At 39.7% G+C, this 11,621-nt stretch carries 10 protein-coding genes and 1 tRNA gene; 1 reads left to right on the plus strand and 10 read right to left on the minus strand.

Features of this window, described 5'->3' with window-relative positions:
* Positions 1-119: 119 nt before the first annotated feature.
* The 9 genes from Q0A12_RS02090 to rpoN form a co-directional block, all read right to left on the minus strand.
* Positions 120-566: a GNAT family N-acetyltransferase gene (locus Q0A12_RS02090; RefSeq protein WP_291291064.1), complete on the minus strand. Its 447-nt coding sequence runs from the start codon at positions 564-566 to the stop codon at positions 120-122.
* Positions 567-798: 232 nt separating this feature from the next.
* Positions 799-1,731: a restriction endonuclease gene (locus tag Q0A12_RS02095; protein ID WP_291291065.1), complete on the minus strand. Its 933-nt coding sequence runs from the start codon at positions 1,729-1,731 to the stop codon at positions 799-801.
* Positions 1,732-1,819: 88 nt separating this feature from the next.
* On the minus strand, positions 1,820-2,431 hold the full coding sequence (locus tag Q0A12_RS02100; protein ID WP_291291072.1) for a phosphotransferase: 612 nt from the start codon (positions 2,429-2,431) through the stop codon (positions 1,820-1,822).
* Between the two features lie 603 nt (positions 2,432-3,034).
* Complete coding sequence (gene eno / locus Q0A12_RS02105) at positions 3,035-4,336, minus strand: surface-displayed alpha-enolase (RefSeq protein WP_291291066.1); 1,302 nt, start codon at positions 4,334-4,336, stop codon at positions 3,035-3,037.
* Positions 4,337-4,447: 111 nt separating this feature from the next.
* Entirely contained in the window at positions 4,448-5,203 is a 756-nt protein-coding gene (gene tpiA / locus Q0A12_RS02110) for a triose-phosphate isomerase (RefSeq protein ID WP_291291067.1), read from the minus strand.
* Positions 5,204-5,273: 70 nt separating this feature from the next.
* Entirely contained in the window at positions 5,274-6,464 is a 1,191-nt protein-coding gene (locus Q0A12_RS02115) for a phosphoglycerate kinase (RefSeq protein WP_291291068.1), read from the minus strand.
* A gap of 102 nt (positions 6,465-6,566) precedes the next feature.
* On the minus strand, positions 6,567-7,568 hold the full coding sequence (gene gap, locus Q0A12_RS02120) for a type I glyceraldehyde-3-phosphate dehydrogenase (protein ID WP_003127561.1): 1,002 nt from the start codon (positions 7,566-7,568) through the stop codon (positions 6,567-6,569).
* A 40-nt stretch (positions 7,569-7,608) separates the two neighbouring features.
* Positions 7,609-8,646: a sugar-binding domain-containing protein gene (locus tag Q0A12_RS02125; RefSeq protein WP_291291069.1), complete on the minus strand. Its 1,038-nt coding sequence runs from the start codon at positions 8,644-8,646 to the stop codon at positions 7,609-7,611.
* 404 nt (positions 8,647-9,050) lie between these two features.
* Positions 9,051-10,364 (minus strand): RNA polymerase factor sigma-54, encoded by a 1,314-nt coding sequence (rpoN, locus tag Q0A12_RS02130; protein ID WP_291291070.1) that lies wholly within the window; start codon positions 10,362-10,364, stop codon positions 9,051-9,053.
* Between the two features lie 54 nt (positions 10,365-10,418).
* On the opposite strand from rpoN, the gene Q0A12_RS02135 reads away from it, so the two are divergent.
* A tRNA-Arg gene (locus Q0A12_RS02135) sits at positions 10,419-10,490 on the plus strand.
* A 273-nt stretch (positions 10,491-10,763) separates the two neighbouring features.
* Here the strand turns inward: Q0A12_RS02135 and Q0A12_RS02140 are convergent.
* Positions 10,764-11,009 (minus strand): hypothetical protein, encoded by a 246-nt coding sequence (locus tag Q0A12_RS02140; protein ID WP_291291071.1) that lies wholly within the window; start codon positions 11,007-11,009, stop codon positions 10,764-10,766.
* Positions 11,010-11,621: the final 612 nt, after the last annotated feature.

Here is an 11,621-nt window from a genome sequence, read left to right on the forward strand (position 1 = left end):
CCTATGTGAAATCAAGTTTTCTATATACCTGCATCGAAAGAACTTTGAAGAAAAATCATTTTTTTATAAACGATCCTTCATTCCAAAAACAACTTCGTTGCAGCAAAAAAGCAGTACCTTTACGATACCGCTTGATGGTCCTTGACCAGATGTGTAATCGGATATTCCTTCCCATAGCCATCTTTTGCATCTTCTGACAAAACCTTAAATCCATATTTGATGTAAAAAGCTTTGGCATAGGTATTTTGCGTATTAACATCTACCCGATCAATTCTTTTTTCTTCGATTAACCATTCTAAAATCCTGCTACCATAAGATTTCCCAATAAATGCCGGATCCAGAAATAGCATGACCAATTCTGTTTTTGACGTCCCACTAAAGCCTATCACCTGATTATCTACCGACCATAAGCGCAATTCGATTTCTTGAAAATGCTGGGGTAATATATTTCTATAAAAAGCTATATCTTCTTGAACCAAAAACTGATGGGTCTTTTGGACAGATCTTTCCCAAATAGCAATTACCTCTGAATAATCTTGCGACTGTACGATTTTACTGTGCAACACGTACATTCCTCCTATTCATTTCTCGCTCATTCTCTTCTGAAACAATCCCATTCAACTCATTTCATCTCTCATGATCTTTTTTCCCTGCTATTCGTAAGCAGTCCTTGCAGTGTGATTTCTTTATTCACAAGGATAAACTAAATTGTGGAATCATTTAACGGCCATTCTTGCTTCCTATTTGCTTCCCCCTTTAAGAAACTTTCACTTTCCTGTTGTCTGTTTAGCAACTTGATCAATTATTCTCAAAATAAAAGTCACTCAATTCATAAGTCATAACTGGGGTCACTTCTAACTCATATTTTGCCACTAAGTCACAAATGGCATCGCCATCGATCAACGTAATTACTCTTGTTCCAATTCTAGATGCCTCAATGGCATTTTTTGTAAAAGTGGACGTGGTAAGAAACACGCCAAATTCTGCATTGTGTTTGTCCATTGACCCTCTAAATTTATCAATTTCAGGAGAAGAGACAGTTCCTTCCCATCTTTTGGCTTGAATTGCTACGCGAGTCGTTCGAAATTCATCTGATGTAATATAACCAAATCCATCAAGTCCACCATCTGCCACGTATTGAACGCCGATTTTGGTGTCTATCTCAACGCCCATTTGTTTCACTAATCTTCGGCAAAACAATTCAAATTTCTTAGGAGCCATCGCTTTTAATGCATCCAACAGCGAGGCTCTCCACGAGTCCACTTGATTGTCATCTAGAGACAATTCTTCTAGTTTATCTCCCACTGTTTCAGAATTATTGATTGTTTGAGAAATCTGCTTGCGCTTTTTATTGGCTTCAAAAATTGGTTCCGATAATTTTCTGACCTCTTCACTGTCAAATTCTTCTAAACTGGTTGCTTGTCCTTTATCGGTCAGCTTAATTGTTCCACGTCTTGGGACCGTGACGAAATCAGCGAATTCAAGATGCTTAATGGCAAAATTGAACTGAAAATTAAATGGCTTATACGTTCTTCCACTTTGCTTTGACACCCGTGAAAATTCGATATAATCTTCGGGAATTTCTTTTGAGGTAAGCAGTAACGCTTTGACAATTTCCTTTTTACTTGCTTCCCCACCTAAAGACAAGAGGCATCTGATTATTTCAGGCATCAAGCGATTTTCTCGCTCTAATAAAGGTAAATTCATAAATTCTGGTTCTTGTTCACTCATAGTTATTTTCCTCTCCTGATTCATCGTTTGATAGATAAAAGAATCAGCGTCTACATAAGGCAAAACCATTGATAGATTCTAAAATGGTTCAAATCTGATCATAGCTAGTTTCGATGGATTTGAGACGCTCGATTTCTTCTATATAAAATTTTTTATGTCCGTTTTTCTCCATTTCAATGAAGCTCTGATTCTTTTTACTTATTTCATCCTCAAACAACTGAACCAATGATTCAATTCTCTCGATGACTATCGGTAAAAAATCTCTCTTTTGCTTATATCCGTAAGCTGCGAGAAATAACTGTATTAGCGAATGATAGTTCGGTTGTAGACGAGTATCGATTAAAATAAACCGATAGAGTGCATAGGCAATATCCCATTCTCTTGGTGCAGGACATATTGTATCAAAGTCAATGATTCCCACGGCTTCAAAATCTTCAAAAGTCAAATTGTAAGGAGCAAAATCATTGTGGCAAATGACATCTTTGTCCAGAGAGCCTGGATAACTTAGGAAAAACTGGTCGCTTTCTAAAACAACAAATTTTTCCGAAGCAGAATGAAAATCAGCCAAAAGCTTAGCTGCACTTTTTATCATCATTTCTTTTTTTTCAAAGGGAATCTCGTCTAGAGTATCATGAATACTCTTTCCATTCACAAAAGATAAGTGGATTTCTTCAGCAGTTTCACCCAAGTATTTTGGCATATTCAAGGGAAAAGAGGCCATAAATTGGAGGAAGCGTTTGATTGTTTCGCTGTTATCTGGACGTGATTTGTAGATGATATTTCCTTTTTTTGTGATCGTCGACATGTTTCCTTTGAAATCATCCATGGGCATAGCTCCTTCTTTGACGTATTGAGTATAAGAATTGAACCGTCATTCCTCTTCCATTTTAACAAACTCTTTCTAAGAAGTAGAATAGTATTTCCATCGACGCTTCAAAATTTCTGACATTTTCTTAGTAATGCAAAGACCCCTTTCTCTTGAATCCTAGGGAATGAGGAACTGCTCAATGATTGGTGAGGATTTGCTGGTCACGTCTTTAGAGGACATGCGGCATAGAATTAAACAGCTTACTTTGATGGTTGATGAATTCTCTCTTGATGACCATTTATTCCCGCAATAATTCATTCTTTAGAGGAATGAAAGTACCAGTAATAAGAGTGGGCAGAAAAAAAGTGCCTTCCTCATGTCATTTGACATAAGAAAAGCACTTTTCCCTACTAAGCAATGTGGAAGCAGCATCACTTTTTACACCAAATCATTCATTGGGTAAAAAATGGCAGTCCTGCTTTTACATTCGCCGTATTATTTGTTTTTTAAGTTGTAGAAAGCTTGCAAGCCTTTGTATTCAGCAACTTCACCAAGTTGGTCTTCGATACGTAGTAATTGGTTGTATTTTGCAATACGGTCAGTACGTGATAGAGAACCAGTTTTGATTTGGCCAGCGTTTGTTGCAACTGCGATATCAGAGATTGTTGAATCTTCTGTTTCACCTGAACGGTGAGAAACAACAGCAGTGTAACCAGCTTCTTTAGCCATTTCGATTGCATTGAATGTTTCAGTCAATGTACCGATTTGGTTTACTTTGATTAGGATTGAGTTACCGATACCGTTTTTGATTCCTTTTTCAAGGATTTCAGTATTTGTAACAAACAAGTCGTCACCAACTAATTGAACTTTGTCGCCAAGGCGTTCAGTCAATAGTTTCCAACCATCCCAGTCATTTTCATCCATACCATCTTCGATTGTGATGATTGGGTATTTGTTAACTAATTCTTCTAGGTAGTCAACTTGTTCAGCAGCGGTACGTTTCACACCGTTTTCGCCTTCAAATTTCGTGTAGTCATACACGCCATCTTCGTAGAATTCAGATGAAGCACAGTCAAATCCTAGGTAAACATCTTTACCTGGTTCTAAACCAGCAGCTTTGATAGCTTCTAAGATTGTTTCAACGCCATCTTCAGTTCCTTCAAAACGAGGAGCGAAACCACCTTCGTCACCTACTGAAGTTTCTAAACCACGTTTAGACAAGATTGATTTCAACGCATGGAATACTTCAGCACCCCAACGTAGACCTTCTTTGAATGTAGGTGCGCCTACAGGCAAGATCATGAATTCTTGGAAAGCGATCGGAGCATCTGAGTGAGATCCGCCGTTGATGATGTTCATCATAGGTGTAGGCAATACTTTTGTATTGAATCCGCCTAAGTAGTGGTATAAAGGCACTTCTAGATAGTCAGCAGCTGCACGAGCAACGGCAATAGAAACACCAAGAATTGCGTTAGCACCTAATTTACCTTTGTTAGGAGTTCCATCTAAAGCGATCATTGCTTTATCGATAGCCATTTGGTCACGTACATCGTAGCCGATGATTGCTTCAGCAATGACGTTATTTACATTGTCAACTGCTTTCGTTACACCTTTACCACCATAACGAGCTTTGTCGCCGTCACGTAATTCAACTGCTTCGTGTTCACCTGTTGAAGCTCCTGAAGGAACCATTCCACGGCCGAAAGCACCTGATTCTGTGTAGACTTCTACTTCGATAGTTGGGTTACCACGTGAGTCTAGGACTTCGCGTGCGTAAACATCAGTAATAATTGACATGTTTTGTCTCTCCTTTGAGTTTGTTTTATCTTAAGGGAAGCTCCCTTGCGAACATCTTAATTGTAGTGAAAAAAGCTGTTTTCTGCAAACAATATTTTCATGAGAATGAAATTATTTTACTGCATCCAACAATGCTAGGAATGAATCAGCTTGCAAGCTTGCGCCGCCAACTAACGCTCCGTCTACATTTTCTTTTGCCATGTATTCTGCAATATTTTCAGGTTTTACAGAACCACCGTATTGGATACGTACAGCATCAGAAACTTCTTTACCGTATAATTTTTCAACTGTTTGACGGACAACACCACAGATTTCATCTGCGATTTGTGCATCGGCAGATTTACCAGTACCGATTGCCCAAATTGGTTCGTAAGCAATAACTAGATTGCTGACTTGACCATCTGTCAAGCCTTCTAAACCAGCAGTGATTTGTCCTTCGATCCATTCAGCTGTTTTGCCAGCTTCATAGGTTTCTAAAGATTCACCACAGCATAGGATTGGAATCATACCATTTGCGAAAATTGCTTTCGCTTTTTTGTTGATGTCTTCGTCTGTTTCATGGAAATATTCACGACGTTCTGAGTGACCGATGATCACATAGTCCACGCCTAAGTCAGCTAAAGCAGCTGGTGAAGTTTCTCCAGTAAAGGCACCTTCATTTTCCCAGTAGCTGTTTTGAGCAGCAATTTTTAATTCTGTACCTTCTGCAGCATTTACTAATGTTTCCAAGAATAACGCTGGTGCTCCGATCACAGAATCTACTTTATCGTTGCTAGGAATTTTTGTTTTGACTGCTTCAGCAAATTCTTTTGCTTCTTTCGCAGTTTTGTTCATTTTCCAGTTTCCGGCAATAATTGGTTTGCGCATTTTTCTGGCACTCCTTTGTTTGTTAAGGGTCACGGCTGCTTGTTGCCCTGCAGCCGTGTCAATTGATTGTTTATTTGTCGTTGATTGCTGCTAATCCAGGAAGAGTTTTACCTTCTAGAAGTTCTAAACTCGCTCCGCCACCTGTTGAGATGTGCGTGAATTTATCTGCAAAACCTAATTGTTCTGCAGCTGCAGCTGAATCTCCGCCACCGATGATTGTTGTGGCATCTTCAAGGTTTGCGATTGCTTCACAAACACCGATGGTACCATTAGCAAAATTAGACATTTCAAACACACCCATAGGTCCGTTCCAAACAACTGTTTTTGCTCCTTTTAATGTTTCAGCGAACAAGGCAATTGTTTCAGGTCCGATGTCTAAGCCCATTTGACCTTCAGGAACATCGCCAGTATGTTCTTCTGTTGGAACATCATTTGAAAATTCAGCAGCTGTGATTGAGTCAACTGGTAAAACAAGTTTATCGCCAGCTTTTTCGATCAATTCTTTTGCTAATTCAACTTTGTCTGCTTCAACAAGAGAGTTACCGATTTCCATTCCTTTTGCTTTGTAGAATGTGTAAGTCATTCCGCCACCGATCAAGATTTTGTCTGCTTTAGGAATCAAGTTTTCAATGACACCGATTTTATCAGATACTTTCGCACCACCAAGAATCGCTACCATTGGGCGTTTTGGTTCTTCGACTGCTTCACCGATAAATTTGATTTCTTTTTCCATTAAGAATCCAGCAACTGTTGGGATTCCTGTAGAAGCGATACCGACGTTTGAAGCATGGGCACGGTGAGCTGTACCGAAGGCATCATTGACAAAAACATCCCCTAATGAAGCCCAGTATTTGCCAAGCTCTGGATCGTTTTTGCTTTCTTTTTTGCCGTCAATATCTTCAAAACGAGTGTTTTCAAAAACAACGACATCGCCATCTTTCATGTTGTTGATCGCTGCTTCTAATTTTTCGCCACGAGTTTCAGGAACAAAAGTTACTTCTTTACCTAACAATTCGCCTAGACGTTTTGCTACTGGTGCTAAAGATTTGCCTTCTTTGTCTGCTTCTTCTTTGACACGACCTAAGTGAGAGAAAAGAATTGCTTTTCCGCCATTTTCGATCACGTAGTTAATTGTTGGAAGTGCTGCTTTGATCCGGGTGTCGTCACCGATCACGCCGTCTTTCAATGGAACATTGAAATCCACACGCACAAGAACTTTTTTATCTTTTAAATCGATATCTTGAACTGTCATTTTAGCCATGAACAGATTCCTCCTAAATGTAATTGTTAAAAAAAGCGGAGAAGCGCGCTGCTTCCCCGCTTTCTCTTGCGATGGTTTAAATGAATGTACGACGCAGAAATCTTACAATTTAGCGAAGTATTCTAAAGTACGTACTAATTGTGCAGTGTATGACATTTCGTTATCATACCAAGCAACAGTTTTAACTAATTGTTTGTCGCCAACAGTCATAACTTTTGTTTGAGTTGCATCAAATAGTGAACCGTAAGTCATACCAACGATATCAGAAGAAACGATTTCGTCTGTGTTGTAACCATAAGATTCGTTTGAAGCTTCTTTCATTGCTGCGTTTACTTCGTCAACAGTTACTTCTTTGTCAAGAACTGTAACTAATTCAGTTAATGAACCAGTTGCAACAGGAACACGTTGAGCAGCTCCGTCTAATTTACCGTTCAATTCAGGAATTACCAAGCCGATAGCTTTAGCAGCACCAGTTGAGTTAGGAACGATGTTTGCTGCAGCAGCACGGGCACGGCGGAAGTCACCTTTAGGGTGTGGTCCGTCTAGAGTCATTTGGTCACCTGTGTAAGCATGGATCGTAGTCATCAAGCCTTCGATCACACCAAATTTGTCATTCAATGTTTTAGCCATAGGAGCTAAACAGTTAGTTGTACATGAAGCGCCAGAAATTACTGTTTCGTCACCTGTTAAAGTTTCGTGGTTTGTGTTGTAAACGATTGTTGGTACATCGTTTCCGCCAGGAGCTGAGATAACTACACGTTTTGCACCAGCTGTTAAGTGTTTTTCAGCAGCTGATTTAGAAGTGAAGAATCCAGTACATTCTAACACGATTTCAACACCTAATTCGCCCCAAGGCAATTCTTCAGGGTTGCGGTTTGCTAGAACTTTGATTTCGTTTCCGTTCACGTTGAATGATCCTTCATGAACTTCAACAGTACCGTTGAAACGTCCTTGTGTTGTATCATATTTTAACAAGTGTGCTAACATTTTAGCGTCTGTTAAGTCGTTGATAGCCACAACTTCGATTCCTTCTACTTCTTGGATACGACGAAATGCTAAGCGTCCGATACGTCCAAATCCATTAATACCTACTTTAACTGTCATTTAAGATTTCCTCCTTATGAAAATCATAAAAATATTTATTTTAAAGGGTTACCCCTTTTAAAATCTCATTGGCACAGGCTTCATCTGTGATGAGCCAGGTTTGTTTTGGTGCATTTTTCATATATGCATTGATCGCTTTGGCTTTTGATTTTCCGCCTGCGATTGCGAAAATAATCGGTATGTTCTGCAAGTCTTTCAACTGCAGTCCAATACGAGGAATCTTATAAACGACCTCGCCTGCTTCATTAAAGAAATAACCGAATGATTCCGCTACTGCATTCTTTTGTTTCAGCATCAGGATCTCTTTTTCTGACATCTTTCTTCGAGCCGCCATGTGCAGTGCTCGTCCAATACTATGAATAACACAATTTGCTTGACTTATCAAGTTTAAGACATCTAAGATCGCTGGTTCTTTCAACAAAAATTCATAGGTGTTGGTACTTAATTGTTCCGGTACAAATAGGGAACGATAATTTCCATTGGTTCGCATCGCCATCACTGATCCGACGGAATTCGCCTGAACGTTGACTGCTTCTCCGATCCCACCACGGGCCGGAACAAACAAGTTATGACGTTTGCTAGTCTCAAGGTTGCCTAATTCTTCGGCAACGTTAGCCATTGTCGTACCGCCCATCACAGCGATCGTATTCTCGCCATCTGGTAACAATAGGTCTAATGACTCATTGAGCAGCTGACCAAACTCAGCAATCACTTTTGGCTGACGGTCTCCATCACCGCTGGCAATCAAGCAACGATCAATGCCGAAATACTCGGATAATCGTTTCTCTGTTTGATGCATACCAAACAATTGATCCATCAACGTACCGATTTTCGTATAGATTTCTTCGCCATAAGCTGTCAATTGCATCCCGCTTTTAGACGAATCAATCAATTTAAGTTTTTTGAGGATATCCGTCTCAGACCTCAAAACACGTTCTGTCATCGCTAAGCTTTCAGACAACGTCCTTCGCCCTACCGGTTGCATCCAATAGATCGTCCGTAAAATGCGGTAACGTTCTTGAAGCACTGCGAGGATATCCGGGGTGATCGCCTCAATCAATTTCAATTCATCGAGCATTTTGCATCCTCCCGTTGGACGTTTTTTGTCCTACAATGACTTAAAATGACCCATCTATGCTAAAAAAAAATTCATTTCATCTCTTACACCAATAATAGTAGCACTTCTGGTCGGCTCATGCAACTATTTAACCGATAAAAAAATGTTTCTACAAACTTTTTTCATACAAAAACCAACTTTCAAATAGTGGGAAAAATAAGCAAAAACGGGCAAGAAAATCCTTAGTCCAGAAAGTCGGAACGGTAAAAGAAGTTAAAAAAAGTTCTTTTGGGGATGTCTTGCTATCTCCCCCAAAAAGAACTACGCCCTTGAAACAAATCTGCTGCCACACCAAGCGAGACGGCAACAAAAGGGATTACCTGACCGCTGCGGATGCTTTTTTTCTGCAAAGGTACTGCCGAAAATCAATCGAATCGTTTACGCTTAGAAGAGCCAGGAATATTTAGTGCTTCCCGATATTTGGCAACCGTGCGGCGGGAAATCTCTACTTCTTCAGCTTTTAGTAAATCAGCCAGTTTCTGGTCGGAAAGCGGCTTTTGTTTATTCTCTTCATTGATCAATGCGGCCAAACGCCGTTTGATGGCCTCTGTGGTCACATCTTCCCCACTTTGAGTGGACACTTTTTGGCCAAAGAAAGATTTCAACTCAAAGACACCAAATTCTGTTTCCAAATATTTCCCATTGACTGCCCGACTGACCGTTGATTCGTGAACGCCTAATTCTTCTGCAATCTCTTTCAAAATTAGGGGCTTCAATGGCCGTTCAGCTTGTAAAAAAAAGTCCTGCTGGTGCTCCACGATAGCCGCCCCTACCCGATAGATGGTATCTCCTCGCTGTTGAAGGGTCTTTTTCAGCCATTCAAACTCTTGCGCTTTGTTGTCTAAATATTTCTTCACTTCAGCGTCGCCGCTTTGTTTCAATTGATCAAAATAGTGCTGTTGGAAACGAACTTCCGGCATTGCCCGCCGATTGGAAGTAACAACCGGATGGCCTTCCTCAATCGTCACTCGTAGATCAGGGATGATGTACAATCCGTCTGTAGAGCCAAAAGCAGCTCCAGGTGTGGGAGTCAATGTTTGAATATAGTCAAATACTTTTTGAATTTCTGAAAGAGAGACTGACAAACTTTTCGCGATTTTATCCCACTTGCGCTCTGCTAGTTCCGTGAACCATTCCTCTAAGACGATGTAGGCGAGTTCCGGTGCAGCATCATCTCGCTCGGTTTGAAGCATCAAACATTCTCGTAGATCTCGTGCGCCGACACCTGCCGGATCTAATTGCTGGATCAGCGTGAGAGCATCCAGCATTTGAATCTCCGAAGCTCCAGTCATTTGACCGGCTTTCGCTAAATCAATGGTTAGAAAGCCATTCAAATCAATGTACTCTACTAAAAATAAAACAACTGTCCGAAGAAAGGTGTCTCGATAATTCAAATGAATTTGATCAATCAAATATTCAAAGAGCGAACTTCCTCGATTGGGGATCTGATTTAAATACTCATTGATTTGGTCCGAAGTTGCGCTGCTAGCTGTATAGCTTGTCGGGTACTCATGGTCCGTTAAATCAATCAGTGGATTCTCTAATGCTTGATTATCTATGAAAGCCAATAACTCGTCTGATGAAAATTGCAGCACTTGAATCGACTGCTGCAGTTTCTGTGTCATTGCCAATTTTTGTGTCTGTTTTTGCTGTTGTGAAAATTGTTGTTGAAATTTCATCATTTTACCTCTTGTTTTTTTTCAAAAAATTGGTTAAACTGTTATTTGTGCTTCGCGCCTTTAGTGTAGTGGATATCACGTAAGATTCCGGTTCTTGAGACGGGGGTTCGATTCCCTCAAGGCGCGTTAATTCGAATCGTTGGTAGAAGAGCGATTCAGACACCTTACACTCTGTAAGGTGTTTTTTTTATCCTTCTAAGCGACAGAAAAAATTTTCTTGCTTTACACCCTTACTTTAGCACATTTGCACTCCAACACAAAACGATCATAGGTACTTAAATCAACCAAAGCTAGAGTATTTCCGTCCATCTTAGTTATTTTTCATACTGAATAAGGTCCGCTTTAGAGCTGCTATCTCACGGATACACCACTTCGATGAACCAAAGCAAAAACGAGCGGTTAGCTATTGTTTTTTTCTTCACTATCCGTTAAATAGATTATTTTATTTTCCCAATCCATTTTTAAAGAAATTGCCCATGACATTTCCTGTATTTCTACAGCTGTGTCAGACAGGATAAACGAACACAACGCACCGGTATCATTTTTATCCCTAACAACGAATTCATTTGGGTTTTTAACATTTGAAAACAACTTCAATTCTAACTCATGATCAGAAATTAACTGCCAATCATTTTTTAACTTCACTGGATTTCCTACTTTCTTAAATTAGTTTTCTCTTATTGTGCCGTCTTGTGCTGTCGCCAACTCTTTTATCCGTCTTAAAAATCGTCAATCCTTACAGCTCTAAGGCTGGTCTGAGCTTATCATATGTAAAAAGCTGTTTCTTTCCCTTAATTAGCAAAGGAATCACAATGTTTTCAAGAGTGTACAACAAACTAAAATCCCCCAGAAATGTACCAAAGTTAATCTGCAGAGGAAGCGCTGCCGACTAGCTCTCCTTCTCATCATAAACAATTTTAATCCTTTTTAAAAGTCTTCATTTAGAAAACCGATAGAGAACCGTGTCAAATTTTTCAATGAGAAATAGAAATTGTCTTCGATAAAAGCCTTGATTCCATTGGACATTTCGCTTTACTGAGTCCTAAGCAAGTCGACAACTTCTGAAGATAGCCTATCTATAAAAAGTTTTTTGACTAGCAGGTCTATTGGTGACTCTTAGACTACCGATAACAAGCCTTTCTACAAGCTCCTCTCATTTTTAATCACGATGCTTTGCTGCTTAATTTAATGATTACTTTAATAAAAAACTATTAGGAGCAATGGAAATACCCTTCCCTTTTATTTGATAGATTCTCC

Source organism: Enterococcus sp. (assembly GCF_022711995.1).
GTDB lineage: Bacteria > Bacillota > Bacilli > Lactobacillales > Enterococcaceae > Enterococcus_D.

Excerpts from the sequence above, each read along its gene's own strand:
- gap (WP_003127561.1), bottom strand. The coding sequence starts at position 7,568 with ATGACAGTTAAAGTAGGTATTAATGGATTTGGACGTATCGGACGCTTA.
- Q0A12_RS02095 (WP_291291065.1), bottom strand. The coding sequence starts at position 1,731 with ATGAGTGAACAAGAACCAGAATTTATGAATTTACCTTTATTAGAGCGA.
- eno (WP_291291066.1), bottom strand. The coding sequence starts at position 4,336 with ATGTCAATTATTACTGATGTTTACGCACGCGAAGTCCTAGACTCACGT.
- tpiA (WP_291291067.1), bottom strand. The coding sequence starts at position 5,203 with ATGCGCAAACCAATTATTGCCGGAAACTGGAAAATGAACAAAACTGCG.
- rpoN (WP_291291070.1), bottom strand. The coding sequence starts at position 10,364 with ATGAAATTTCAACAACAATTTTCACAACAGCAAAAACAGACACAAAAA.
- Q0A12_RS02115 (WP_291291068.1), bottom strand. The coding sequence starts at position 6,464 with ATGGCTAAAATGACAGTTCAAGATATCGATTTAAAAGATAAAAAAGTT.
- Q0A12_RS02125 (WP_291291069.1), bottom strand. The coding sequence starts at position 8,646 with ATGCTCGATGAATTGAAATTGATTGAGGCGATCACCCCGGATATCCTC.
- Q0A12_RS02100 (WP_291291072.1), bottom strand. The coding sequence starts at position 2,431 with ATGCCAAAATACTTGGGTGAAACTGCTGAAGAAATCCACTTATCTTTT.